The sequence below is a fragment of the Marmoricola endophyticus genome, assembly GCF_014644415.1.
In the GTDB taxonomy this organism is placed as follows: domain Bacteria; phylum Actinomycetota; class Actinomycetes; order Propionibacteriales; family Nocardioidaceae; genus Marmoricola; species Marmoricola endophyticus.
In genome coordinates this window covers 2,922,803-2,947,553 of sequence record NZ_BMKQ01000001.1, presented here as the reverse complement: position 1 = coordinate 2,947,553, position 24,751 = coordinate 2,922,803, and the positions used below count along the sequence as shown (strand labels likewise).

The window sequence follows — 24,751 nt, the reverse complement described above, 5'->3', positions numbered from 1 at the left end:
CACGCGGGTGTCGACACGCTCGCCTAGGCTCACGGCGTGAGCCGGTCCCGACGCAAGCTGCCGCCAGCGGACCTCGTCGTCGTGGCCAACCGGCTGCCGGTCGACAAGGTCGTCGAGGACGACGGGTCGGTCTCGTTCCGCCGCTCCCCTGGGGGTCTGGTCTCCGCCCTGATGCCGGTGATGAAGGCCAACGAGGGCGCCTGGATCGGCTGGCCCGGCGGCACCGGTGATGACGACCAGCTCGACCCGTTCGTCGACGACGGACTGCAGCTGGTCCCGGTCTCGCTCACCGAGGACGAGTACGCCGAGTTCTACGAGGGCTTCTCCAACGCCACCCTCTGGCCGCTCTACCACGACCTCGTGGCGAAGCCGGAGTTCCACCGGGAGTGGTGGGAGTCCTACGTCCGGGTCAACCGCCGCTTCGCCGAGCGCGCGGCGGGCGTGGCCGCCGAGAACGCCGTGGTGTGGGTGCAGGACTACCAGCTGCAGCTGGTCCCGCAGATGCTCCGCGAGCTGCGGCCCGACCTCCGGATCGGGTTCTACCTGCACATCCCCTTCCCGCCCGGCGAGCTGTTCTCCCAGCTGCCCTGGCGCCGCCAGCTCCTCGAAGGCCTGCTCGGCGCGGACCTGGTCGGCTTCCAGCGTCCCGGCGCGGCGCAGAACTTCGTCCGTCTCGTCCGCCAGCGCGTCGGTCACCGCACGCAGCGCGACCAGGTGTTCATGCCCGACGGGCGCACCGTCACCGCGAAGGCGTTCCCGATCTCGATCGACGTCGAGGTCTTCGACACCCTGGCCCGCTCCGAGGGCGTGGAGAGGCGCGCCGCCGAGATCCGGTCCGCGGTCGGCGACAACCGGACGATCTTCCTCGGCGTGGACCGCCTCGACTACACCAAGGGGATCTACGCCCGGCTGCGCGCGTTCTCCGAGCTGGTCGCCGAGGGCGAGCTGAGGGTCGAGGACTGCGTGTTCGTGCAGGTGGCGACACCCTCCCGCGAGCGCGTCGAGCAGTACCGCCTCATGCGCGACGACATCGACCGTCTCGTCGGGCGGGTCAACGGCGACCACGCGCTGATCGGCCGACCGGCGATCAGCTACCTGCACTCGTCGTACCCGCAGGAGGAGATGGCCGCGCTCTACCGCGCCTGCGACATCATGGTGGTCACGCCGTTCCGCGACGGCATGAACCTCGTCGCCAAGGAGTACGTCGCCTGCCGGCTCGACGAGACCGGCTCGCTGGTGCTCTCCGAGTTCGCCGGGGCGGCCGCCGAGCTGCGGCAGGCGTACCTCGTCAACCCGTACGACATCGACGGGATGAAGGCGCAGATGCTGGCCGCCTACCACGCCGACGAGCGGGAGCAGCGGCGACGGATGCGCGCGATGCGCAAGACCGTCGCCGAGCACGACGTCGCGCGGTGGGCCTCGAGCTTCCTGAGCGCCCTCGACGGACCCGAGGACGGAGTGGCCTGACGTGGACCTGATCCCCAAGCCCGACCAGCTGGTCGCCGCGGCGAGCAACCTCGCGACGGGGGTGCTGTACGGCGGCGTCGCCGACCTGCGGCCGATGGCCCGTACCCAGATGGCCAGCGGCGACCGCTGGGAGCTCTACCACTACCGCCCGCGCCGGACCGTCCGCGAGGACGAGGACCCCGTCCTGCTGGTGACGCCGCTGGCGGCGCCGGCGATCTGCTACGACCTGCGCAGGGGGTGCTCCCTCGTCGAGCACCTCGTCGAGGTCGACCGGCCGACGTACCTCGTGGAGTACTCCCGCGTCTCGTTCGCCGACCGCGCCCTGGGCATGGAGCACTGGGTCGACGGGGTCGTCCCCGACACGATCCGCGAGGTCAGCCGGCACGCGGGCGGGCGACCCGTGCACGTCGTCGGCTGGAGCCTCGGCGGGATCTTCAGCCTGCTCGCCGCGGCGGGGGGCAAGGAATTGCCGATCGCCTCGATCGTCGCGCTCGGCTCGCCGGCCGACACCTCGAAGGTCCCGATCATCGCCCCGATCCGGCCGATCCTGAGCCTCGACACCGGGCTGGCGACCCGGCTCTACCGGATGCTCGGCGGCGCACCGCAGCCGTTCGTCCGCGCTGCCTTCCAGCTCTCCGGGCTGCAGAGCCTGCTGACCAAGCCGTTCGTGCGCGCGATGTCGCTCGACGACCGCGACCACCTCGCGCAGCTCGAGGCGGTCGAGCGGTTCATGGACCAGATGACGGCCTACCCCGGCCGGACGTTCGGGCAGATCTACCACCGCATGATCAAGGGCAACGAGCTGCGCGACGGTGCGCTCGAGCTCGGCGGCCGCTTCCTCGAGCTGTCGGCGATCGACGTGCCCGTGCTGGTGGTGGCGGGCAACACCGACGGGATCGCCCCGATCGAGGCGGTCCGTCCGCTGACCCGGCTGCTGTCGGGGTCGCCGGAGGTCCGCCTGGAGATCGTCCCCGGCGGGCACCTCGGTCTCCTCACCGGCAGGGCGGCGCGGTCGACGACCTGGCCCGCGCTGGACGAGTGGTTCGACGACGTCGCGGCGCGCGAGCCCGTGGCGCGCGGGGAGCGGGCTCGCACCCCCGCCGCGGACTCGTCGGCAGGCGGGCGCTCGATCGGTACCGACCCCAAGCGGCGGTACGGCTCCAAGTCCTCCCGGGGGTTGGCGCCCCAGTGAGGCGGCTGCGCGTCGGGGCGGTCGCGCTGCTGGCCCTGGCCGGGTGCGGCGGCCCCTCGCCGGCGCCGGGCGAGCCGGCGCCCAGCACCACGCCGCCGGCGGTGTCGTCGTACGTCGCGCTGGGTGACAGCTACACCTCCGCGCCGTACGTCCCGCTCACCGCCGTGGCCGACGGCTGTCTGCGCAGCGACGGCAACTACCCCGCGCGCATCGCCGACGCGCTCGGGCTCTCCGGCGCGAACGCCGTCGACCGCTCCTGCGCCGGAGCCACGACGCCCGACCTGACGGCCGGCCAGCGCACCTTCGCGGGTGCGCGGGTGGCTCCGCAGCTGGACGCCGTGGACGAGGACACGGCGCTGGTGACGCTGGGCATCGGCGGCAACGACTTCGGGCTGTTCGGCGACCTCGCCGGCTCCTGCGTCTTCCCCGGCCAGGCGGGCACCTGCGGCGAGGTCGACGCGACCCGAGCCACCCGGGTGCTGCCACGGATCGGCGACCGGGTCACGCGTGTGGTCCGGGCGATCCAGGCGAAGGCACCCGACGCCGAGGTGGTGGTCGTCGGATACCCGCGGATCGTCGACGCCTCGACGAGCTGCCCCGCGCAGCTGCCCCTGGACGCCGCCGCGCGGACCGCCCTGGAGCGGGTCAACCGTGAGCTCGACGCGCAGCTGGCCGCGGCGGCACGTCGCACGCGCGCGGCGTACGTCGACATGTACGCCGCCGGCACCGGCCATGACGTCTGCGCGGGCAAGGACGCCTGGGTCAACGGCGTGCGTACCGACACCGACCGCGCGGCCGCCCTGCACCCCTTCGCCGCCGAGCAGCAGGCCGTCGCCGAGAAGGTGCTCGACCTGGTGCACGCCGGCCGCTGAGGGGCGACCCCGCAGCGTCATACGAGGTGGTCGCCCGGGCGACCAGGTCGTATGACGAACCGCGCCGGAGCGGGCTGGTGGCCGTGCGTGCCCCAGGCCAGAGTCGAACTGGCGACCTTTCGCTTAGGAGGCGGCTGCTCTATCCACTGAGCTACTGGGGCCTGGGCGTCATCCTCTCACCGGTCGGGCGGACCGGGTCGTGGGTGTCGGGCGACCCGGTGGGTTCACCTGGGGCCCACGACCCGGGCTCCCGGCTCAGCGCGAGGTCCACGACTGCGGTTGAATGCGGTCATGGCCACCACCGCCCTCGGCGAGACCCCCGTCCAGACCTCCGGCGACCTGCCCGCCGTCGGGAGCGCCGCCCCGGCGTTCACCCTCGTCGGCACCGACCTCGGCGACGTCAGCCGCGGCGACGCTCGCACCGTGCTCAACATCTTCCCGAGCGTCGACACCGGCGTGTGCGCCGCGAGCGTGCGCGAGTTCAACCAGCGCGCGGCGGACCTGGAGAACACCACCGTCGTCTGCGCCTCGATGGACCTGCCGTTCGCGGCCAAGCGCTTCTGCGGCGCCGAGGGGATCGAGAACGTCACGGTCGCCTCGGCCTTCCGCTCGGGGTTCGGCGAGGACTACGGCGTGCTGATGGTCGACGGCCCGATGCGCGGCCTGCTCGCCCGTGCGGTCGTCGTGCTCGACACCGACGGCACCGTGCTGCACACCGAGCTGGTCCCGGCGATCGGGCAGGAGCCCGACTACGACGCCGCGGTCGCCGCACTCGGCTGACCGGCCGCCACGGCCCGTGACCGCCAAGCGCACCGAGGAGTACGTCGAGCGGGTCCTCTCGCTGGTCGAGCAGGTGCCGCGCGGGCGCGTGACGACGTACGGCCTGATCGCCGAGGTCGTCGGCAGCGGCCCCCGTCTGGTCGGCAACGTGATGTCGACCGAGGGAGGCGGCGTGCCCTGGTGGCGCGTGGTCCGCGCCGACGGCACGCTGCCGCCCTCGCACGGTGACGAGGCACGGCAGGCGTACCTCGAGGAGGGCACTCCGCTGCGCCCCAGCGGGGCCGTCGACCTGCGGGCCGCCGTCTGGCTCCCCGACGAGGCGGACTGCGGTCCCGGGGCCGGGCCCCGCCGATAGGATCGGGGCTCGTGAGCGCCACTCCGAGCCGTGTCTTCGTCGCCCGCCTGGCCGGGCTGCCCGTCTTCGACCCGTCCGGGGACCAGGTCGGCAAGGTCCGCGACGTCGTCGTGGTGCTGCGCTCGGAGTACTCCCCCGCCCGCGTCGTCGGGCTGGTCGTCGAGGTGTTCGGCCGCCGCCGCGTGTTCGCCCCGATGACCCGCATCACCAGCATGGACCCCGGCCACGTCATCACCACCGGGCTGCTGAACATGCGCCGCTTCGAGAAGCGCTCCACCGAGACCCTCGTCATCGGCGAGATGCTCGACCGCACGGTGAGCACCCGCGGCGAGGACTCCGTGACCGGCAACGTGTACGACGTCGCCATGGAGCAGGCGCGCAGCCGCGAGTGGGTGCTCAGCCGGGTCGCGCTGCAGGAGCCGGGCCGCGGGCTGCGCCGCAAGGGCCAGACCCACGTGGTGGAGTGGCGCGACGTCGAGGGCCTGGTCGCACCGGTCACCAACACCCAGGACGCCACCCACCTCGTGGCCTCGATCGCCGACCTGCGCCCCGCCGACGCCGCCAACGTCATCCACGACCTGCCGCCGCAGCGACGCGGCGCCGTGATCGCGGCGCTCGACGACGACCGGCTCGCCGACATCCTCGAGGAGATGCCCGAGGAGGACCAGGTCGAGATCCTCGAGCGCCTGGAGTCCGAGCGTGCGGCCGACGTGCTGGAGGAGATGTCGGCCGACGACGCGGCCGACCTGATGGCCGAGCTCCCCGACGACACCCAGCAGATGCTGCTGGCGCTGATGGAGCCCGAGGACGCCGAGGACGTGCGGCGGATGATGTCGTACGACGACGACACCGCCGGTGCGATGATGACGCCGGAGCCGGTGATCCTCTCCCCCGACGCGACCGTCGCCGAGGCGCTCGCGCACCTGCGGCAGGCGGAGCTGACGCCGTCGCTGGCGGCCATGGTGTACGTCTGCCGCCCGCCGCTGGAGACTCCCACCGGGAAGCTCATGGGCGTCGCGCACATCCAGCGGCTGCTGCGCGAGCCGCCGTCCTCGCTGGTCGCCGGCACGGTCGACTCCGGGGTCTCCCGGCTGCGCCCGGAGGCCAGCACGGAGGACGTGGCGGGGCTGCTCGCGACCTACAACATGGTCGCGGCGCCGGTCGTCGACGAGGAGGGCCGCCTGCTCGGCGCGGTCACGGTCGACGACCTGCTCGACCACATGCTGCCCGAGGGCTGGCGCGACGACCGGCTGGCCGAGGACCGGCCGTGGGCGGCCGCCACGAAGTCCGCCGCACCCAAGAAGGCCACACCAGCCAAGAAGTCCGCCGCGACGAAGAAGACGGCCACGAAGAAGGCGGCGGCCAAGAAGACCGCCACGAAGAAGTCCGCCACCAAGACCACAGCGGCCAAGAAGACCACGACGAAGAAGACCGCCACGAAGAGCCCGGCCAAGCGCACCGCGGCCAAGAAGAGCACCACCACGAAGGCGGCCTCCGCCGCTGCCGCCCAGCGGGAGGTGTCCAGCCCCTCCGGCCCGACCGACGAGAGCACCTCGTGAGCTCGCCGGAGGAGCGCAGCGCGCGGCGTGACCGGCTCAACGCCCTGCGCAGCCGGGGCAGCACCTCCAGCCGGCTGGACACCCCCGCCGACACGCAGCGGCCGCTGGTGCGCCGGCCGAGCGTCGACCGGGACGCGTTCGGCGTGTTCGCCGAGCAGTTCGCGCGGTTCATGGGGACCGCGACCTTCCTGCTCTACATGACCGCGTTCGTGGTCGTGTGGATCGTGTGGAACCTGCTCGCCCCCGACGCGGCGCGCTTCGACGGCTACCCGTTCATCTTCCTCACGCTGATGCTCAGCCTGCAGGCGTCGTACGCCGCCCCGCTGATCCTGCTCGCGCAGAACCGGCAGGAGCAGCGCGACCGGATCGTGGCCGAGCAGGACCGCCACGAGAACACCCAGTCGCACGCCGACATGGAGTTCCTGGCCCGCGAGATGGCCTCGCTGCGGATGCTGCTGGGCGAGGTGGCGACCCGTGACTACGTCCGCTCCGAGCTGCGCTCGCTGCTCTCCGACATCGAGGAGCGGTGGGCCGACGAGCCCGACGAGGAGCCGGACGACGACCCGTCGTCGCTCGACCGGCCGGTGGAGGCCGGCGCCGGTGAGACCGATCCCACCTCCGGGGCGTACGACCCGCGTGCGTGACGTCGTACCGTGGAGCCCATGAGCACCCCCGACGTGAACGCCCTGCGCACCGCGCTCGACGGGGTCAAGGACCCCGAGATCAAGCGGCCGATCACCGAGCTGAACATGGTCGACACGCTGGAGGCAGACGACGCGGGCGTGGTCACCGTGACGGTGCTGCTGACCGTGGCCGGGTGCCCGCTGAAGGACACCATCACGCGCGACGTCAACGCCGCGCTCCGTGCCGTCGACGGCGTCACCGACGTCGACCTGACGCTCGGCGTGATGACCCCGGAGCAGCGCGAGGGGCTCAAGGAGATCCTGTCCGACGGCAAGGCCGAGAAGGAGATCCCGTTCGCGCAGCCCGGGTCCCTGACCAAGGTGATCGCGGTGGCCTCCGGCAAGGGCGGGGTCGGCAAGTCCTCGGTGACGGTCAACCTCGCGCTGTCGATGGCCGAGCAGGGCCTCAAGGTCGGCATCGTCGACGCCGACATCTACGGCCACTCGGTCCCGGCGATGCTCGGGGTGGCTGACGTGCGCCCCACCCAGGTCGAGGACCTGATCATGCCGGTCCCGACCGAGAGCGGCGTGTCGGTGATCTCGATCGGGATGCTCAAGCCGCGCCGCGAGCAGGTCGTCGCCTGGCGCGGCCCGATGCTCGACCGCGCGCTCGTGCAGATGCTGGCCGACGTGTACTGGGGTGACCTCGACGCGCTGCTCCTCGACCTGCCGCCCGGCACCGGCGACATCGCGATCTCGCTCGGGCAGCACCTCCCGAGCTCGGAGATCGTCGTCGTCACGACCCCGCAGGAGGCGGCCGCCGAGGTGGCCGAGCGCGCCGGGACGATGGCCTCGATGATGCACCAGCGCGTGGTGGGCGTCGTGGAGAACATGTCGTACCTCCTCTGCGAGCACTGCGCCGCCGAGGGCAAGGACCACCGCATCGACGTCTTCGGCTCCGGTGGCGGTCAGCGGGTGGCCGAGACGCTCGGCGCCCGGTTCGGGTACGACGTCCCCCTGCTCGCCCAGGTGCCCCTGGACACCCGTCTGCGCGAGGGCGGCGACGCCGGCACGCCGATCGTGGCGGCCGACCCGACCGCGCCCGCCGCCCAGGAGCTGAGCAAGGTCGCCACCGCGCTGACCAGCAAGGGCCGCGGCCTGGCAGGCATGCAGCTCGGGCTCACCCCCACCGCACGCTGAGGACGCTGGCACCACCTCGGTAGGTTGACCTCGTGTTCGACGTCGGCATCCCCGAGATCGGGGTCATCCTGATCGTCGCCGTCATCGTCTTCGGTCCCGACCGGCTCCCGGAGTTCGCCCGTCAGGCGGCCCGGATGCTGCACACCCTGCGTACGTTCGCCCGCAACGCGCAGAGCGACCTGCGCAGCGAGCTGGGCCCGGAGTACAAGGACCTCCGTCTGCGCGACCTCGACCCCCGACAGGTCGTGCGCCAGCACGTCCTCGACGCGATGCAGGAGATCGACGACGAGGAGCAGCGCAAGGCCGTCGCCGCGCGCGGGCTCAAGCCCGGCGAGCGGCCGCCGTACGACACCGAGGCGACCTGAGCGAGAGCCGCTGCGTCAGGACACCTTCTCCCTGCGGGAGGTGAGGGTGACGCTGACGTCCCGGCTGGACCCGCCCCGCTCCACGCTCAGGCGCAGCTTGTCCCCCGAGACGTGGCTGCGGATCGCCACCACGAGATCGATCGGGCTGGTCACCGGCTTGCCGTCGACGCGGGTGACGACGTCGCCGGACTGGAGCCCCGCGTCGTCGGCGGGGTCGCCGTCGCTGATCGTCGAGAGCTCCGCGCCCTCGTCGCTGCCGCGGGTGGCGACGACCCCGGCACCGATGACGGGGTAGCGGGCCGAGCCGCTCTTCAGGATCTGGTCCACGGTGGTGACCACCTGCTCGACCGGGATCGCGAAACCGACCCCGATGTTGCCGCCCTGGTCGCCGGTGCCCTGCCCGAGCGAGGCGATCGCGGAGTTCATCCCGACCACCTTGCCCTGCAGGTCGACCAGCGGGCCGCCGGAGTTGCCGGGGTTGATCGCCGCGTCGGTCTGCACCGCGTTGATGTACGACTGGTCGTCGCTGGTGCTGCCGGTCGAGACCGGCCGGTTGAGCGCGCTGACGATGCCGGAGGTGACCGAGCTGGTCAGCCCGAGCGGCGCACCGAAGGCGACGACCGTCTCGCCGACGCGCATCTGTGTCGAGGAGCCGAGCGCGGCGGGCGTGAGGCTCTTTGCGGCGTCGACCTTCAGCACCGCGACGTCGTACACCGCGCTCCGGCCGATCACCTCGGCGCTCGTCCGCCGGCCCTTGGAGTCCACGACGGCGATCGGCCCGCCGTCGGAGGCCGCTTCGGCGACGACGTGGTTGTTGGTGATGACGTGGCCCTCGCGGTCCAGCACGAAGCCGGAGCCGGTCGCTCCCTCGGCGGCGCCGTCGTACTCGGCGATGATCTGGACGGTGCTCGGCAGCACCGCCTGGGCCACCGCGGGGACGCTGCCGTTGTCGGCCTCGAGCGGCGCCGCAGTGCGGCGCTCGACCCGCAGCACACCTCCCGGGACGGTGCCCTCGTCGTCGCCGCCGACCAGCGCACCGCCGATCAGTCCGCCCAGGAGGCCGAGCACGAGCGCGGTCGCCGCAATCGTGGGCCAGGCCCAGCCGGGGAGCCGGCCGCCGGCACGCTCGGGCGTCGGGGCGGCACGGTGGACGCCGAAGCCGGAGTACGGCGGCGGCCCGGGCACCGGCGCCTGCGGGGGAACCGGCGGCGGCGCGGGCCGCGACCAGTCGGGGTACGGCGCCGGCGGCCGCTGGTCGGGGGCGCGCCAAGGGTCACCGCCGGACGTGACGCCACGCTGACCGTCGGGCCCGCCGTCCTCGCTCACGCCTCTAGTGTGCGGGACCCCGCAACCCGACGGGCACCGGTCCGAAGGATGGCGCGCGCCGGGGCTCGGGCAGCCCACGGGGCGCGGCACCGGTGCCGGCGAGCGTGGCGCCCAGCCGCGCGGGGGCGGGACGGGTGACCGGCTCGTTCAGCCCCGCGGGCGCACCGGTGAGCGCGAGCACGCCGATCACGGCCGCCGACAGCGAGCCGGCCCCGACGACCGTCAGGGTGCGCCGACGGGTGCGGGCCGCGATCAGGTCGGTCTCGTGCCAGGCCGTGCGCGTCTGCTCGTCGACGTCGTACAGCGCCCCCATCAGGCCTGCCGTCGGTGCCGGGTCCGCGGCCGGCGTGGAGAACGCCGACAGCCTCGACTTCAGCCAGGAGTGCCGCTGGACCTCCTGGTGGCAGTCCTCGCACGCCTCGACGTGGTCCCACGCCCGTGCCGCCTCGGCCGCGGACAGCTGGCCGTCGACCAGCGCGCTGGCGCGGTCACCGAGGTGGGGGCCCGAGGACGGCCCCGGGAGCGAGCGGAGGCCGAGCATCACGTCGGCCGGGAGGCCAGCGTCGGTCCGGAGTAGCGGACGCGGCCGGGCGCCGGGGCTCGGTGCGCCAAGGCCTTGCGCAGCAGCGAGCGACCGCGGTGGATCCGCGAGCGCACGGTGCCGAGCTTGAGCTGCAGCACGTCGGCGATCTCGTCGTACGAGAGCCCCTCGACGTCGCAGAGCACGACCGCGGCGCGGAAGTCCGGCGGCAGGTCGGCCAGGGCGGCCTCGATGTCGGCGTCGAAGCTCTGGTCCATGAGCAGGCGGTCGGGCGCCGGGAGCGTGCTGGGCAGCCGCTGGTCGGCGTCGTCGGCGAGTGCGTCGAAGCGGATCCGGCTCTTGCGGCGGGCCTGGTCGAGGAACAGGTTCGTGGTGATCCGGTGCAGCCAGCCCTCGAAGGTGCCGGGGGTGTACTTGTCCAGCGAGCGAAACACCCGTACGAAGACCTCCTGGGTGAGGTCCTCGGCGTCGTGGGCGTTGCCGGTCAGGCGGTACGCCAGCCGGTAGACCCGTGCGGAGTGGTCGGTGACGACCTGCTCCCAGGTCGGCGGCACCCAGTCCTCGACCTGCCCGTGGGCGCCGTCGTGGCTGTCGCGGTCGAGGGTCTGCTGCTCCATCGGGTGCCTTCCGTCGACCCTGTGCCGCCGGGAGGCCACTCGTCGGGTCGTGCTGCTCGTCATCGGTGCTGCTCGTCCTCGCTCACGCTAGGGATCCGGGATGAGAGGAGCCTGAGGGTAGGCCCCCGTGTTGCTGTGATCAACGCCCGGGGAGCGACACGCGTTCCCGCGGCGGCGCGCTGCACCGTCAGCGGTGCCCGCGCCAGTAGGGTCGCGGTGACCCGGCCGAGCAGCGACCACCCCGCCCGGCCCCGCCGACGAGGTGCCCAGGAGGCCGTCATCACCGCACCACTGGCTCCGGCGAGCTGGGAGTACGCCGAGCGCTACGTCGCCGAGGACGACGTCCTCGTCCGGGCCCGGGAGCGGGCCGAGCAGATCGGCGTGGCCCCGATCGGTGCCGGCGGTGGCGCGGCCCTGCGCTTCCTGGCGTCCGTCCTCGACGCCCGTGCGGTGGTGGAGATCGGGACCGGCAGCGGCGTCTCCGGGATCTGGCTGCTGCGCGGCATGTCCTCCGAGGGGGTGCTGACCTCGGTCGACATCGAGGCCGAGCACCAGCGGCTGGCCAAGGAGGGCCTGACCGAGGCCGGGTTCACGGGCGCCCGTGCGCGGATGATCCCGGGCGCGGCGCTCGACGTGCTTCCCCGGCTCACCGACGGGCACTACGACCTGGTGTTCTGCGACGGGGACAAGGAGGAGTACCCCGCCTACCTCGACGCGGCCATGGTCCTGCTGCGCGTCGGCGGGATCGCCTGCTTCGACAACGCGCTGTGGCACGACCGCGTCGCCGACCCGGCCCAGCGCGACCCCGAGACCACCGCGGTGCGGGAGGTCCTCCGCACGGTGACCGAGCGCGACGACGTCGTCCCCCTGCTTCTACCGGTCGGCGACGGGCTGCTGGTGCTGCAGAAGGTCGACGGCGCCGCGTAGGCACGCGACCACGGCTCAGACGCGCGCCTCGACCCGCGGCCGGGCCTCACGCACGACGGCGTACGACGACAGGTCGGGCGCCTCGGCGAGACCGGTCAGCAGGCGGTCGAGCGTGTCCACCTGCTCCTCGCCCAGCCCCAGCGACGCGTTGTCGCGGTACTTCGCACGGACCTCGTCGTCGGTCATCGGGAACTCGGTGCCACCGCGCTGGTGCTGCAGCTCGTGCTCGAGGACCCGACCGTCGGTGAGCGACACGCGTACGCCTCCCCCGAAGGAGCCGGGTCGGTCGCTGTAGCGGCGCTCCTCGTAGGAGACGCGCGGCGTGATCGCGAGGACGGCCGGATCGGCGATCGCCGGTGCGGTGAAGCTGGCCACCGGCAGGCCCCCGTGCACCAGCTGGTGGGCGAGGCAGTACGGCAGGCTGAACTTGGCGTCGTACGCGGTTCGCGGTGTCAGCTTGTCGGCCGCGGGCTCGAGCACCACCGGCACCCCGGTGGGCTCGGCGTACACCACGATGCTCTCGACGTCCTCGGCGCCCAGCCCCTCGCGACGCACCAGCGCGGCGAGCGCGTCGACCGGTGCGTGGGTGAAGTGGCAGGCGGCGTACGGCTTGTACGCGATGCGCGGCGTCTCCCACCGCTCGCCGAGGTCCGCGATCTCCCCCGTCGCGTCCGTGTCGACCCCGTGCAGGTACGTCGCGTAGAAGCCGCGCGACCCCTCGAGCACGGTCGCCGGCCCGGTCGCGCCGTGCCGGGCCATTCGGACCGCCGACAGAGCGGCCCGGGCGGCCCACCCCGCGTGCAGCGGCTTGGTCTGGGAGCCGTCGGAGAGGAACTCCAGGACGCCGCCGGCCATCGAGCCGGCCAGCCCGAGCGCGTGCGCGGTCATCCGCGCGCTCAGCCCGTGGACGCGCGCCGCGGCGACGGTCGCACCGAAGATCCCGACGACGCCGGTCGGGTGGAAGCCCCGGTCGTGGAACTCCCCGGCTCCGGCGGTGCCGACCCGGATCGACACCTCGCTGCCGGCGACGAGCGCTGCCAGCACGTCGGCGCCGCTGGCGCCGATCTCCTCCGCCGCGGCGAGGGCGGCGGGGACGACCGCGGTGCTGACGTGCGTGACCGCGGCGGCGTGGGTGTCGTCGTAGTCCAGCGCGTGGCAGCGGACGCCGCCGACCAGCGCCGCGTCCTCGGCGCTCATCGGCAGGCTCGAGCCGATCGCCGAGGACGACCCCGGCGCGTGGCTCTCCTCGGCGGCGTGCTGCACGAAGTCGGCCTCGCCGAGGCCGACCGCGGCCACGCCGCAGCCCACCGTGTCCAGGGCGTGCATGCCGGCAGCGGCTCGTACGTCGTCCGGCAGCTGCGCGACGGTCAGGGTCGAGGAGAAGTCGGCGATCCGGGTGGAGAGGGTCATCTGCGGTCCTTTCATCGGGCGGGGTCGGCGGTGCCGCCGGCCCCGACGTCGTCGAGGGAGACGTTGGTGGTCCGCTCGCCCAGCACGACGAGCACGAGACCCATCAGCAGCGCGGTGGCGGCGAGGTAGGTGAAGACGGCGGTGAAGCCCAGGCCCTGGTAGACCCAGCCGACCACGGTGAGCCCGATGACGCCGGAGAGCCGGCCGGTGCCGTTGGCGATCCCGGAGCCCAGCCCGCGCAACGGCGTCGGGAAGGTCTCGGGGAGGTAGGTGTAGATCACGGCGACGCCGCACTGCAGCATCATCGTGGCGAGGAAGCCGCTGACCACGAGAGCAGCCGGGTCCGACACGAACCCGAAGATCAGCAGCAGGACCGCGGCGAGGACCTCGATGCCGGCCAGCAGCCAGCGCCGGTCGAAGCGGTCGATCAGCGGCACGGCGAGGAACGCACCGGGGGCGGCGGCCAGCGAGAGGATCGCGGTGTACGTGAGGGTCTGCGAGGTGGAGTACCCGTTGTCGACCAGGAGGGTGGGGACCCAGGAGTTGAAGCCGTAGAAGCACAGGATCAGGCAGACGCAGACCAGCATCGTCGAGATCAGCCGGCGCAGGTTGCGCGGCCGGAACAGCTCGATCGCCGGCGCCGGCGCGGCCAGGACGGGCTCCACCGGCTCCGCCAGGGTGGCCCCAGCAGAGCGGGCCTCCTGCTCGAGGTGGTCCAGCGTCCTCGCGGCAGTCTCCGGGTGCCCGTTGACGACCTGCCAGCGGATCGACTCCGGCAGCATCCGCCGAGCGAAGCCGAGGCCGAGGATCCCCAGGCCGCCGATCACGAAGACCCAGCGCCAGTGGTCGCCCCCGAGGGGGACGACGACGCGTGCGGTCAGTGCGACGACGGGCACCCCGACGAACCCGATGCCGAGCGTCAGCGCCTGGTAGCGGCCGCGCAGCGCCTTGGGGAACATCTCGCTGAGGTAGACCAGCAGCACCCCGGTCATCGCCTGCAGCCCCAGGCCGGTGAGGAAGCGCAGCACCATCATCTGGGTCGCGTCCTGGGCCGCGGCGGTCGCCAGCGAGAACACCGAGTAGAAGACGACGGACCCGAGCAGGACCGTCCGGCGACCGATCCGGTCCGAGACGCGGCCGCCGATGATCGCGCCGAGGAACATCCCGGCGAAGCCGATCGAGTTGATGTGCCCGATCTGGTCGATCGAGAGGTCCCACTGCTCGCGCACGGCCGGAGCGGCGTACGCGAACGTGTTCAGGTCGATCAGGTCGAAGGCGAACAGGAAGCCGAGCACCCACATCCACCGGCGGTGGCTGGCGGTGGCGATCGGGATCCGGTCCAGGCGGGCGAGCGGACTGGGCCGGCTGGGCGTCGTGCTCGCTGCCAACGCGTCGGGCGGGAGCGTCATGGATCCTCCTGGGCACTGGTCACCGGCGAGTGACGCCGGTCACGGTGGACAGTAAAGGTTGGATATTCAAGACGCAATAGGCGTCGAGCAATCCCTGCCGCCGCGCGAGTGCGGCAGGCCCAGCCCAGCCGGGCTATCCAGGTACTTCAAGGGATTTTTAGAGATTCGTGACGACCCCGTTGCCGAGAGAAGGCGAGCGTCGGCACCCGACGGCCACGCTTCTAATGTTGGATCTTTTGTGCTCCAATGGTGGTGACGCTGATCACGACGTGCCGCCCACCGGGCCGTGCGTCCGGACGACAAGGAGCACCCCATGACGGTCGAGTCGGGATGGCAGGGACGGTTCTTCGAGGACTTCGAGCCCGGCGCGGTGTACCAGCACCCGCTGGGCCGGACGGTCACCGAGGCGGACAACACCTGGTTCACGCTGCTGACGATGAACACCAACCAGATGCACTTCAACACGACGTACGCCGAGAGGTCGGAGTTCGCCCGCCCCATCGTCGTGTCCACCCTGACCGTGGCGATCGCCGTCGGGCAGAGCGTCACCGACATCACGCAGAACGCCTTCGCCAACCTCGGCTGGGACGCCATCGAGATGACGCACCCCGTCTTCGCCGGCGACACCCTGTGGAGCGAGTCGCTGGTGATCGAGAAGCGCGAGAGCAAGAGCCGCCCGCACGCCGGGATCGTCACCGTGCGGACCCGGACGCTGAACCAGGACGCCGTGGAGGTCTGCACGTTCCTGCGCACCTTCCTGGTGCACAAGCGCGGCTCCGAGCAGCTGGGCGAGGTGTTTCCCCAGGCCGCCGAGCCGATGACCGCCGAGGGTCGCGGGGCGCGCCGATGAGGCCGCTGGAGGACGTCCGGGTCCTCGCGCTGGAGCAGTACGGAGCCGGCCCCTGGGGCTCCCTGCACCTGGCCGACCTCGGCGCGGACGTCATCAAGATCGAGGAGCCCAGCTCCGGAGGCGACGTCGGGCGCTACGTGCCGCCGTACGCCGAGGAGGAGGACTCGCTGTTCTTCGAGGCCTTCAACCGCAACAAGCGCAGCATCTCCCTCGACCTCGCCAACCCCGAGGGCCGCGCCGTCTTCGAGCGGCTGGTGGTCGGCGCCGACGCGGTCTACTCGAACCTGCGCGGTGACGTGCCGGAGAAGATCGGCATCACCTACGACCAGCTCAAGCACCTGAACCCGGCGATCGTGTGCTGCTCGCTCAGCGGCTTCGGGATGACCGGCCCGCGCTCGACCGAGCCGGGCTACGACTACATCCTCCAGGGCCTGGCCGGCTGGATGGACCTCACCGGCGACCCGGCCGGGCCACCGACCAAGAGCGGGCTGTCCCTCGTGGACTACTCGGGCGGGTACGTCGGCGCGCTCTCGATGCTCGCCGGCATCCACGCGGCACGACGCGACGGGGTGGGGATGGACTGCGACGTCAGCCTCTACGACGTCGCGGTGACGATGCTGAACTACCCGGCCGCCTGGCACCTGAACCGCGGCTTCACCCCGGCGCGCACGGCGAGCTCCGCCCACCCGTCGCTGGTCCCGTTCCAGGCGTTCGAGGCCTCCGACGGCTGGCTGGTGATCGGCTGCGCCAAGGAGAAGTTCTGGGTCCGCCTCGCCGAGCGGCTCGACCACCCCGAGTGGGCCACCGATCCCCGCTTCGTCGACTTCGGCGCGCGGTACGCGCACCGCGACGAGCTGATCCCCCTGATCGAGGACGTGCTCCGCGGCGGGACCGTGGAGCACTGGATCGACCTGCTCAAGGCCGCACGCGTCCCCTGCGCCCCGATCCACAGCGTGGGCGAGGCCCTGACCGACGAGCACACGCTCGCCCGGGACCTGGTCGTCGAGACCGAGCACCCACGGTGGGGCGGGCTGCGCCAGGTCGCCTCCCCCGTACGCGTCGGGGCGGAGCGGCCGACGTACCGCCGGGCGCCCCAGCGCAACGAGGACCTGCGCGCCGTCCTGCAGGAGCTCGGCGGGTACGACGACGCCGAGATCGAGGTGCTCGACAAGGAGGGCGCCTTCGGTGGCGTCCCACTGCCCGCCTCCGACCTGCCGACCAGCTGACCCCGTCCCCACCGACCCCAGGAGGCCCCCATGGACTTCACCCTGACCGAGGAGCAGCAGGACTTCCGCCGCGTGCTCCGATCCTTCGTCGAGAAGGAGATCATCCCCGTCGCGCGCGACTACGAGCACGAGGGCCGCTACCCGACCGAGATCGTCGAGGGCTTGAAGGACCTCGGCCTGTTCGGGATCACCGTCCCCGAGGAGTACGGCGGGCTCGACCTCGACCCCGTCTCGTTCGCCCTGGTCTTCGAGGAGCTGGCCCGCGGCTGGATGGGGGTGGCCGGCATCCTCGGCAGCCACTCGCTGTCGTGCCGGATGATCGCCGTGCACGGCACCGAGGAGCAGAGGCAGACCTACCTGCCCGGTCTGGCGACCGGTGAGATGCGCACCGGCCTGGGGCTCACCGAGCCCGGTGCCGGGACCGACATGCAGGGCATCCTCACCACGGCGAGGCTCGAGGGCGACCACTACGTCCTCAACGGCTCGAAGATGTGGATCACCAACGCCCGCTACGCCTCCGTGCTGCCGGTCATCGTCAAGACCGACCCCTCCGCCACACCCGCCCACAAGGGGATGAGCGTGATCCTCGTGGAGGCCGGCACCCCGGGGTTCGAGGTCCTCAAGGACATCGACAAGCTGGGCTACAAGGGTCCGGAGTCCTGCGAGCTGCTCCTGGACAACGTCCGGGTCCCCCAGGAGAACCTCCTCGGCGGCGTCGAGGGGACGGGCATGCAGCAGACCCTCTCCGCGCTGGAGTGGGGGCGCGTCAACATCGCCGCCCGCTCGGTCGGGGTCGGCCAGCGAGCGTACGAGGAGGCGCTGCGCTACTCCCAGGAGCGGGAGGCCTTCGACCAGCCCATCTCGGCGTTCCAGGCCATCCAGCTCAAGCTCGCCTCGGTGGCGACGAACCTCCAGGCCGCGCGGCTGATGACGTACTGGGCGGCGAGCGCGGTCCGCGAGGGTCGTGCCGACGGCGAGACCGGGATGGCGAAGATCTTCGCCTCGGAGATGGCCCTGGACGCCGCCATCGACTCGATGAAGGTGCACGGCGGCTACGGCTACTCCAAGGAGTACGAGGTGGAGCGGCTCTACCGCGACGCCCCGCTGATGAGCATCGGCGAGGGGACGAACGACGTGCTCCGCACCGTGGTCGCCAAGTCGCTGCTCGCCGGCCGTACGGCCGTCGGGTGAGCGGCGGCAGGCTGCCGCGGTCGTACCTCTACGCGCCGGGCAACCGCCCCGACCTGATCCCGAAGGCGTGGTCGGGTGCCGCCGAGGCGGTGATCGTCGACCTCGAGGACGCCGTCCCCCTCGCCGAGAAGGACGCCGCGCGCGCGCAGGTCGCCGCCTGGGCGGCGGGCGTGGACGCGGGCTCCGGCCCCGAGCTGTGGGTCCGGGTCAACCCCGGCCCCACCGCGGCCGAGGATGTCGCGGCGATGTGTGGCGCCCCGCTGACCGGGGTGGTGCTCGCGAAGGCCACCGCGACCGGGGTCGAGGAGCTCACGGCGCTGATCCGCGACCAGGGCGACGACTGGCGGGTCAGTCCCCTCCTGGAGACCGCCGGCGCCGTTCTCGAGGCCCCGCGCATCGCCGGGCTGCCGGGGGTCACCCGGATGCAGCTGGGCGAGTACGACCTCTGCGCCGAGCTCGGGGTCGTTCCCGGCGAGGACGAGCGCGAGCTGGACTGGGCGCGGGCGCAGGTCGTCGTCGCCAGCTCGGCGGCCGGGATCGCGCCACCGGTCGCCCCGGTCTCGATCGAGGTCGAGGACACCGCGCTCTTCCGCGAGCGCACCGTGCGCGCCCGCCGGCAGGGGTTCTTCGGCCGGGCCTGCATCCACCCCGCCCAGCTCGAGACCGTCCACGACGCCTTCACCCCCTCCCCCGAGGAGGTCGCCGCGGCCCGGGACACCCTGCGGCTGCTCGCCGAGGCCGAGGAGCGCGGGCACGGGACGGTCCTCGACGACGCCGGCCGGCTGGTCGACGAGGCGACGATCCGTACCGCCCGCCGCGTGCTCGGCCTGGTCTGAGGCGTACGTCGGTGCGCGATCCGCGGGCCACGGACCGGTAGCGTCCCCTCCATGGCCCGCGGCACCCCGCTGGAGTACGAGCGCGTGGCGCAGGCACTCCGCGACATGATCGTGCGCGGTGACCTGCGCCCGGGCGACCGGCTCCCCGTGGAAGACGAGCTCACCGCCCGGATGGGGGTCAGCCGGAACACCCTGCGCGAGGCGATCCGCGTGCTCACCACGCAGAAGCTGCTGCGCCCGGTCCGCGGCGTCGCCGGCGGCACGTTCGTCGCCGAGCCGACACCGGCCGACGTCGCCGACTACCTCGAGACCTCGCTGACGGTGCTCAGCCGGAGCCGGCTCAGTGTCGCCCAGCTGCTCGAGGTGCGTACCCACCTCGAGGTGCCGGCGGCGGCCAGCGCCGCCCGCAACCGGACCGACGCCGACCTCGAGCGCCTCCAGGCCTCCATCGTCGTCGTCAGCGACTCCAGTGAGCAGAACGTCGAGCGCTGGTGGGCGAACATCACCTTCCACGGGCTGCTGGTCGAGGCCGGTGGGAACCCGCTGATGGACATGGTGACCAGCCCCGTCCTGTCGGTCCTCCGGGACCGGTTCCTGCGCGACCAGGCCGAGCCCGCGTTCTGGCGCAAGGTCGCCGACGAGCACCAGGGGATCCTCGACGCGGTCCGCGCCCAGGACGCCCGCGCCGCTGAGCGGGCGATGCGCTCCCACCTCTCCGCGCTGCGGGACACCTACACACGCATCGACGCCGCGCGCATCCGGTGAGGGCCGGTCAGGAGCGCCGGCGACCGGTGCGTACGCCGGCCAGCGGCTCGGCCAGCTCCAGCCAGTAGAGCAGCGCGCGTACGCCGAACCCGGTCGGCCCGCTGGTCCACTCGGCGTCGGTGTCCGCCGCGTCGCCGACCGACGCGATGTCCAGGTGGGCCCACGGCAGCCCGCCGGTGAACGGCTCGAGGAACAGCGCGGCGATCACCGCGCCCGGCCCGCCGGGCGCGTTGTCGGCGTCCGCGACCGCGCTCCTCAGCTTGTCGCGGTAGTCCGCGGCCAACGGCATCCGCCAGAACGGCTCTCCCGCGGCCGCACCGGCCAGGTGGATCAGCCCGTGCAGCGCGTCGTCGTCGGTGAACAGCCCGGCCAGGCGCTGCCCCAGCCCGACCTTGACCGCGCCGGTGAGCGTGGCCACGTCGACCAGCGCGTCGGGGGCGAGCTCGGCGGCGGCGTACGCCAGGGCGTCGGCCATCACCAACCGGCCCTCGGCGTCGGTGTTCGTCACCTCGGTGGTGCGCCCGCCGTAGTGGGTGATCACGTCGCCGGGACGGGTGGCGTCGCCGTCCACGGCGTTCTCGGCCAGCGCGACCAGACCGGTCACGCGGATCGGGCAGCCGACCGCCCGCAGCGCGGTCATCACCCCGAGCACGACCGCGCCGCCGGTCATGTCGCGCTTCATGTTCTTCATGTTCTCGCCGCCCTTGAGGGACAGCCCTCCGGTGTCGAAGGTGATCCCCTTCCCGACCAGGACGACGTGGGGCAGCTTCGCGGCCTTGCGCCCGGAGACCCCTTCGGGGACGTAGTCCAGCCGCAGCAGGCGCGGCGGCGTCGCCGAGGCGCGACCGACCGCGACGATGCCGCCGAAGCCCTCGTCCTCGAGCCGGTGCTCGTCCCACACCTCGGTGGCCAGGCCCAGCGGCGCCGCCTCGCGCGTGGCCTCCTCGACGAACCACTGGGGGTTCTTCACGTTGGACGGCACGGTCGCCAGGGTCCGCGCGAGCCTGCTGGCCCCGGCGACCGCCAGTGCCCGGTCGAGGACCGGCTGCCGCTCCGGGTCAGCGGTGACGACCAGGCCGCTCGGCGGCTGCTCCGCCGGTCCGTCGCGTCGCATGGAGAAGACGAAGGAGCCGAGCACGGCGCCCTCGACGAAGGCCCGCAGGCCGGCGTCGTCACCGACCGAGGGGATCGACGTCGCGACCCTGCCCTGCCCCGTCGTACGACGTACCAGCACCGCGCCGGCGCGACGCAGGTCAGCGGGCTGCCCGCTCCCGACGCCGACCATGAGGACCAGGAGCGGCCCGCCGCTCGCCGTGGCCGCCGGCAGCGGGGTGACCTCTCCCGCCCGCCCGGTGGCGCCGGCCCGCTCGAGGACCGCGAAGACGTCGGCGTCGACCTCGTCGAGCAGCTCGGCGAAGCCGGGCCCCAGCGTCGGCCCGGCGCCGTCGGGGTCGCGGAGCACCGGGAGCGCCACGACCGCCACGTCCGCCTGCTGCGTCGGGACCGACGGGCTGAGCGTGATCTCGGGGGTCGGCATCTGCGGAGGGAGCACATGGCGAGGCTAGGGCATGGCTCTCGAGCTCTGGCCGTCCGCTGAAGGTCGTCCAGCGCGTGCGCTGGCAACTCCGGGGTCCCTTCGGGAGCGCGAGCGCAGCGAGCGCTCTCGTGGGGTGGTGGCTTGGCGCGGGAGCGAAGGCGGGCCGGCGGCCTGTCGAGCTCGCGCAACGCAGCCAGCGTGCGTGAGGGGCGGCGGGCAGCAGGCCAGAGGTGAGAGCCGTGCCCGGGTCAGGCGGCTCGAGACAGAGCACGACGGCCCCCGCCGTGGTGGCGGGGGCCGTCGGAGGCGAAGAGGAGTCGGCGCTCAGCCGACCACGTCCTTGAGCGCGTTGCCCAGGTCACCGGCCTCGTCCGGCTTGAGCTCGACCACGAGGCGGCCTCCGCCCTCCAGAGGAACACGCATCACGATGCCGCGACCCTCCTTGGTGACTTCGAGCGGGCCGTCGCCGGTCCGTGGCTTCATCGCCGCCATGGTCTACCTCTTCCTGGTCCGTGCGGTCGCGCCGTGCGCGCGGGGTGCCCGCCTGCTGTGCTCGCGACCATTATTCCCCATGCCACCCCCAGCGGCGACTCGACCGGTCCGCGCCGTCCTACAGTGACCCGATGAGCGACTCCCCGGTGACCTACGAGGTCCACGACGGCATCGGCACGATCACGCTGGCGCGGCCCGAGGCGATGAACGCGCTCGACATCGCCACGAAGGAGGCGCTGCTCGAGGCCGTCACGTCGGCCGCCGACGACGACGCAGTGCGATGCGTGGTGCTGACCGGCTCCGGCCGCGCCTTCTGCGTCGGTCAGGACCTCAAGGAGCACGTCACGTCGCTGAAGGACCCGGACTCCTCGCTGGGCTCGACGGTCGAGACGCACTACAACCCGACCGTCCTCGCCCTCGCCACCATGGACAAGCCGGTCGTCGCCGCGGTCAACGGCGTCGCCGCCGGCGCGGGCGCCTCGCTGGCGTTCGCCGCCGACCTCCGCGTGCTCGCCGAGCCGGCCGGGTTCAACCTCGCCTTCACCGGCATCGCGCTGTCCTGCGACACCGGGTCCTCGTGGACGCTGCAGCGGCTGGTGGGACGGGCCAAGGCGCTGGAGCTGCTGTACTTCCCGCGCACCATCGACTCCGCCGAGGCCCTCTCGCTCGGCCTGGCCACCTCGGTCGTACCCACCGACGCCTTCGATGCCGAGGTCTCCGCGCTCGCGCGCCGCCTGGCCGACGGGCCCACCCGGGCGCTGGGCGCCGTCCGCCGCTCGGTGCTGCACGCCGCCTCCGCCCCCTTCGACGAGGCGCTGGCCTTCGAGGCACGGATGATGAACGAGACCGGCGCCACCGAGGACCACCGCGCTGCCGTCGACGCGTTCCTCGCCAAGGAGAAGCCCACCTATCACGGCCGCTGACCGGGTAGTCCCTGACGTTGTCGTCGCTGAGAGCGCCACGGGACGACAGATTCGTCCTGGACTACCCGCCTACCCGGCCGGGGGCGGGGTCTCGTACGGCGAGCGTGCCGGCTCCTCGACCGGCGGGGTCGGCTGCGGGCCGCGCGCGTCGTCCAGCTCCCGGGCCAGCCGCTCGAGCACGGCGTCGACGTCGCTGGCGCGGTAGCCACGCAGCGCCGTGCCGAACCGGACGCCGCGCAGGTCGGCCGCGGTGAGCGGCCGCCCCTCGGGAAGGCGCAGATCCGAGCGGTCGACGCCCACCTCGCGCATCGCCACCGCGTCCCCGCCCCCTCCGACCGCGACGACGACGATGCCACCGATCACGACCACGACGAGGACGGCGAAGAGCAGGCTCACGAGGGGGCCTCGGCGTCGTTCTCGACCATGATCCGCACGGCCTCGGAGACGTCGTCGGTCAGCGTGACCAGGTCGAGGTCGCGCGGCCAGATCCGCCCGCTCTCGGCGACCGGGCCGCGCAGCCAGTCCAGCAGCCCGCGCCAGTAGTCGACGCCGATCAGCACCACCGGGAAGGAGGTGACCTTGCCGGTCTGCGCCAGCGTCAGCGCCTCGAACATCTCGTCCAGCGTGCCGAGGCCGCCGGGCAGGACGCAGAAGCCCCGTGAGTACTTCACGAACATCGTCTTGCGGGCGAAGAAGTAGCGGAAGTTGACGCCGAGGTCGACCCACGGGTTCAGCCCGGACTCGAAGGGCAGCTCGATGCCGAGCCCGACCGAGACCCCGCCGGCCTCGCAGGCGCCCTTGTTGGCCGCCTCCATCGCGCCGGGTCCGCCGCCGGTGATCACCGCGAAGCCCGCCTCGACCAGCGCGCGGCCCAGCTGCTCGCCCAGGGCGTACGACGGGTCGTCCTGCGGTGTGCGCGCGGAGCCGAACACCCCGATCGCCGGGCCCAGCTCGGCCAGCGCACCGAAGCCCTCGACGAACTCGGCCTGGATCCGCATCACCCGCCACGGGTCGGCGTGCAGCCAGTCGGCCGGCCCCGTGTGGTCGAGCAGCCGCTGGTCGGTGGTGGCACCGTCGACCGCACGGCCGCGCAGGATCGTCGGGCCCTTGGCCTTCGCCGGACGTGGTCGCTCGGTCACCGGTCCTCCCCCGTCAGCCAGGAGCGCATCGCGCGCTCGCAGCGGCGCAGGGCCGCGATCGGCACCCGCTCGTCCGCCCGGTGCGCGAAGCTCGCGTCGCCGGGGCCGTAGTTCACCGCCGGGATGCCGAGCGTGCTGAAGCGGGCGACGTCGGTCCAGCCGTACTTCGGGCGTACGGCTCCACCGATCGCCTCGGCGAAGGCCGCCACCGCCGGGCGGTCCAGCCCGGGCCGGGCCCCCGGGCTGGTGTCGGTGAGGCGGACGTCGTACCCGGCGAAGAAGTCCTGCACGAACGCCAGCGCCTCCGCCTCGGAGCGGTCGGGGGCGAAGCGGTAGTTGACGGTGAGCGTGCACGAGGGCGGGATGACGTTGGTCGCGGTGCCGCCCTCGATGAGGACCGCGTTGAGGCCCTCGTGGTACTCCAGCCCGTCGACGACCGGTCGACGGGGCTCGAAGTCGGCGAGCCGCTGCAGCAGCTCGCCGGCCCGGTGCACGGCGTTCTCGCCGCGCCAGGCGCGCGCGGAGTGGGCCGCCTGCCCGGGGACCGTGACCTCGACGCGCAGCGTGCCCTGGCAGCCCGCCTCGATCTCGGCGTCGGAGGACTCCATGAGGATCGCGAAGTCGCACGCCAGGACCTCCGGGTGTTCCTCGGCGATCCGGCGCAGCCCGTTGGCCTCGGCCTCGATCTCCTCGCAGTCGTAGAACACGTACGTCACGTCCCGCACCGGTTCCGGCACGTGCGCGGCCATCAGCAGCGCGACCGCGACGCCGCCCTTCATGTCCGAGGTGCCCACGCCGTGCAGGAACTCGTCGTCGCGGCGGACCGGGAGGTTGCCCGCGACCGGCACGGTGTCGAGGTGGCCCGCGACGACGACCCGCTCGTCGCGCCCGAGCTCGGTGCGCGCCACCATCGCGTTGCCGGAGCGCTCGACGCGCAGGTGCGGCTGGGCGAGAAGCACGTCGTGCACGAGATCGGCGAGGTGCTGCTCGTGCCGGCTGACCGACTCGACGTTGCAGAGCTGCTCGGTCAGCGACACCACGTCGAGCTCGAGGTCCAGGGCGGCGAGGGCGTCCGGGCCCGCTTCGGTGCTCACGCGGTCATGGTGCCAGGCGGACCCGTGCCGCGCGGCGGCCTCCTCACGGCGTGCC

Annotated in this window: 26 protein-coding genes and 1 tRNA gene; 16 read left to right on the top strand and 11 right to left on the bottom strand. The window is 72.9% G+C overall.

Annotated features, from left to right (window positions below; all coding sequences use genetic code 11):
• The first annotated feature begins 36 nt into the window (after window positions 1–36).
• The 3 genes from IEX42_RS14505 to IEX42_RS14495 are packed head-to-tail and all read left to right on the top strand — an operon-like array spanning window position 37 to window position 3,531.
• The gene (locus IEX42_RS14505) at window positions 37–1,467 is read left to right on the top strand and encodes an alpha,alpha-trehalose-phosphate synthase (UDP-forming) (protein WP_188780408.1); all 1,431 of its coding nucleotides are present in this window, start codon (window positions 37–39) and stop codon (window positions 1,465–1,467) included.
• 1 nt (window position 1,468) lies between these two features.
• Window positions 1,469–2,659, top strand: coding sequence for an alpha/beta fold hydrolase (locus IEX42_RS14500; RefSeq protein ID WP_229660879.1), 1,191 nt, complete (start codon window positions 1,469–1,471; stop codon window positions 2,657–2,659).
• Window positions 2,656–3,531 carry an SGNH/GDSL hydrolase family protein gene (locus IEX42_RS14495; RefSeq protein WP_188780407.1) on the top strand — a complete coding sequence of 292 codons (876 nt, stop codon included), beginning with the start codon at window positions 2,656–2,658 and terminating at the stop codon, window positions 3,529–3,531. The genes IEX42_RS14500 and IEX42_RS14495 overlap by 4 nt, the downstream gene beginning before the upstream one ends.
• A gap of 88 nt (window positions 3,532–3,619) precedes the next feature.
• On the opposite strand, the gene IEX42_RS14490 is transcribed toward IEX42_RS14495, so the two are convergent.
• Window positions 3,620–3,692: transfer RNA gene (locus tag IEX42_RS14490), tRNA-Arg, on the bottom strand.
• 130 nt (window positions 3,693–3,822) lie between these two features.
• Here IEX42_RS14490 and tpx point away from each other — a divergent pair.
• From tpx to IEX42_RS14460, 6 genes are read left to right on the top strand one after another with little or no spacing between them, the layout of a single operon-like run.
• Window positions 3,823–4,311, top strand: coding sequence for a thiol peroxidase (gene tpx, locus IEX42_RS14485; protein WP_188780406.1), 489 nt, complete (start codon window positions 3,823–3,825; stop codon window positions 4,309–4,311).
• A gap of 16 nt (window positions 4,312–4,327) precedes the next feature.
• Window positions 4,328–4,666 (top strand): MGMT family protein, encoded by a 339-nt coding sequence (locus IEX42_RS14480; RefSeq protein ID WP_188780405.1) that lies wholly within the window; start codon window positions 4,328–4,330, stop codon window positions 4,664–4,666.
• Between the two features lie 11 nt (window positions 4,667–4,677).
• Window positions 4,678–6,225: a magnesium transporter MgtE N-terminal domain-containing protein gene (locus IEX42_RS14475; RefSeq protein ID WP_188780404.1), complete on the top strand. Its 1,548-nt coding sequence runs from the start codon at window positions 4,678–4,680 to the stop codon at window positions 6,223–6,225.
• A 44-nt stretch (window positions 6,226–6,269) separates the two neighbouring features.
• A complete protein-coding gene (locus IEX42_RS14470) occupies window positions 6,270–6,869 on the top strand; it encodes a DUF1003 domain-containing protein (RefSeq protein WP_373286204.1) in 600 nt (199 codons plus the stop codon).
• Between the two features lie 18 nt (window positions 6,870–6,887).
• On the top strand, window positions 6,888–8,048 hold the full coding sequence (locus IEX42_RS14465; protein ID WP_188780402.1) for an Mrp/NBP35 family ATP-binding protein: 1,161 nt from the start codon (window positions 6,888–6,890) through the stop codon (window positions 8,046–8,048).
• 32 nt (window positions 8,049–8,080) lie between these two features.
• A complete protein-coding gene (locus IEX42_RS14460; protein WP_188780401.1) occupies window positions 8,081–8,413 on the top strand; it encodes a sec-independent translocase in 333 nt (110 codons plus the stop codon).
• Between the two features lie 15 nt (window positions 8,414–8,428).
• Here IEX42_RS14460 and IEX42_RS14455 read toward each other — a convergent pair whose 3' ends face one another.
• Genes IEX42_RS14455 through sigE form a run of 3 tightly spaced genes read right to left on the bottom strand, consistent with a single transcriptional unit; the run spans window position 8,429 to window position 10,897 of the window.
• Window positions 8,429–9,739 (bottom strand): S1C family serine protease, encoded by a 1,311-nt coding sequence (locus IEX42_RS14455; RefSeq protein ID WP_188780400.1) that lies wholly within the window; start codon window positions 9,737–9,739, stop codon window positions 8,429–8,431.
• Between the two features lie 4 nt (window positions 9,740–9,743).
• The gene (locus tag IEX42_RS14450) at window positions 9,744–10,280 is read right to left on the bottom strand and encodes an anti-sigma factor (protein ID WP_188780399.1); all 537 of its coding nucleotides are present in this window, start codon (window positions 10,278–10,280) and stop codon (window positions 9,744–9,746) included.
• Window positions 10,280–10,897 (bottom strand): RNA polymerase sigma factor SigE, encoded by a 618-nt coding sequence (sigE, locus tag IEX42_RS14445; RefSeq protein ID WP_188780398.1) that lies wholly within the window; start codon window positions 10,895–10,897, stop codon window positions 10,280–10,282. Before sigE ends, IEX42_RS14450 begins: the two co-directional genes overlap by 1 nt.
• Before the next feature lie 216 nt (window positions 10,898–11,113).
• On the opposite strand from sigE, the gene IEX42_RS14440 reads away from it, so the two are divergent.
• The gene (locus IEX42_RS14440) at window positions 11,114–11,824 is read left to right on the top strand and encodes an O-methyltransferase (RefSeq protein WP_444543243.1); all 711 of its coding nucleotides are present in this window, start codon (window positions 11,114–11,116) and stop codon (window positions 11,822–11,824) included.
• Between the two features lie 15 nt (window positions 11,825–11,839).
• On the opposite strand, the gene IEX42_RS14435 is transcribed toward IEX42_RS14440, so the two are convergent.
• Both IEX42_RS14435 and IEX42_RS14430 read right to left on the bottom strand, forming a co-directional pair.
• The gene (locus IEX42_RS14435; RefSeq protein ID WP_188780397.1) at window positions 11,840–13,234 is read right to left on the bottom strand and encodes an MmgE/PrpD family protein; all 1,395 of its coding nucleotides are present in this window, start codon (window positions 13,232–13,234) and stop codon (window positions 11,840–11,842) included.
• A gap of 11 nt (window positions 13,235–13,245) precedes the next feature.
• Window positions 13,246–14,643 carry an MFS transporter gene (locus IEX42_RS14430; RefSeq protein WP_188780396.1) on the bottom strand — a complete coding sequence of 466 codons (1,398 nt, stop codon included), beginning with the start codon at window positions 14,641–14,643 and terminating at the stop codon, window positions 13,246–13,248.
• Window positions 14,644–14,956: 313 nt separating this feature from the next.
• On the opposite strand from IEX42_RS14430, the gene IEX42_RS14425 reads away from it, so the two are divergent.
• From IEX42_RS14425 to IEX42_RS14405, 5 genes are read left to right on the top strand one after another with little or no spacing between them, the layout of a single operon-like run.
• Window positions 14,957–15,493 (top strand): MaoC family dehydratase, encoded by a 537-nt coding sequence (locus IEX42_RS14425; protein WP_188780395.1) that lies wholly within the window; start codon window positions 14,957–14,959, stop codon window positions 15,491–15,493.
• Window positions 15,490–16,719: a CaiB/BaiF CoA transferase family protein gene (locus IEX42_RS14420; protein ID WP_188780394.1), complete on the top strand. Its 1,230-nt coding sequence runs from the start codon at window positions 15,490–15,492 to the stop codon at window positions 16,717–16,719. Before IEX42_RS14425 ends, IEX42_RS14420 begins: the two co-directional genes overlap by 4 nt.
• Window positions 16,720–16,749: 30 nt before the next feature.
• Window positions 16,750–17,910 carry an acyl-CoA dehydrogenase family protein gene (locus IEX42_RS14415; protein WP_188780393.1) on the top strand — a complete coding sequence of 387 codons (1,161 nt, stop codon included), beginning with the start codon at window positions 16,750–16,752 and terminating at the stop codon, window positions 17,908–17,910.
• Window positions 17,907–18,746, top strand: a complete 840-nt coding sequence (locus IEX42_RS14410) for an HpcH/HpaI aldolase/citrate lyase family protein (protein ID WP_229660878.1) — start codon at window positions 17,907–17,909, stop codon at window positions 18,744–18,746. The genes IEX42_RS14415 and IEX42_RS14410 overlap by 4 nt, the downstream gene beginning before the upstream one ends.
• Window positions 18,747–18,797: 51 nt before the next feature.
• Window positions 18,798–19,511 carry a FadR/GntR family transcriptional regulator gene (locus IEX42_RS14405; protein WP_188780392.1) on the top strand — a complete coding sequence of 238 codons (714 nt, stop codon included), beginning with the start codon at window positions 18,798–18,800 and terminating at the stop codon, window positions 19,509–19,511.
• A gap of 7 nt (window positions 19,512–19,518) precedes the next feature.
• On the opposite strand, the gene IEX42_RS14400 is transcribed toward IEX42_RS14405, so the two are convergent.
• Both IEX42_RS14400 and IEX42_RS14395 read right to left on the bottom strand, forming a co-directional pair.
• Complete coding sequence (locus IEX42_RS14400) at window positions 19,519–21,063, bottom strand: leucyl aminopeptidase family protein (RefSeq protein ID WP_229660877.1); 1,545 nt, start codon at window positions 21,061–21,063, stop codon at window positions 19,519–19,521.
• 309 nt (window positions 21,064–21,372) lie between these two features.
• Window positions 21,373–21,540, bottom strand: a complete 168-nt coding sequence (locus tag IEX42_RS14395) for a DUF3117 domain-containing protein (RefSeq protein ID WP_188780391.1) — start codon at window positions 21,538–21,540, stop codon at window positions 21,373–21,375.
• Between the two features lie 131 nt (window positions 21,541–21,671).
• On the opposite strand from IEX42_RS14395, the gene IEX42_RS14390 reads away from it, so the two are divergent.
• Window positions 21,672–22,463, top strand: coding sequence for an enoyl-CoA hydratase/isomerase family protein (locus IEX42_RS14390; protein WP_188780390.1), 792 nt, complete (start codon window positions 21,672–21,674; stop codon window positions 22,461–22,463).
• 69 nt (window positions 22,464–22,532) lie between these two features.
• On the opposite strand, the gene IEX42_RS14385 is transcribed toward IEX42_RS14390, so the two are convergent.
• Genes IEX42_RS14385 through dapE form a run of 3 tightly spaced genes read right to left on the bottom strand, consistent with a single transcriptional unit; the run spans window position 22,533 to window position 24,696 of the window.
• Window positions 22,533–22,859 carry a DivIVA domain-containing protein gene (locus IEX42_RS14385; protein ID WP_229660876.1) on the bottom strand — a complete coding sequence of 109 codons (327 nt, stop codon included), beginning with the start codon at window positions 22,857–22,859 and terminating at the stop codon, window positions 22,533–22,535.
• A complete protein-coding gene (locus tag IEX42_RS14380; RefSeq protein WP_229660875.1) occupies window positions 22,856–23,602 on the bottom strand; it encodes an LOG family protein in 747 nt (248 codons plus the stop codon). The genes IEX42_RS14385 and IEX42_RS14380 overlap by 4 nt, the downstream gene beginning before the upstream one ends.
• Window positions 23,599–24,696, bottom strand: a complete 1,098-nt coding sequence (gene dapE / locus IEX42_RS14375) for a succinyl-diaminopimelate desuccinylase (protein WP_188780389.1) — start codon at window positions 24,694–24,696, stop codon at window positions 23,599–23,601. Before dapE ends, IEX42_RS14380 begins: the two co-directional genes overlap by 4 nt.
• Between the last annotated feature and the right edge of the window lie 55 nt (window positions 24,697–24,751).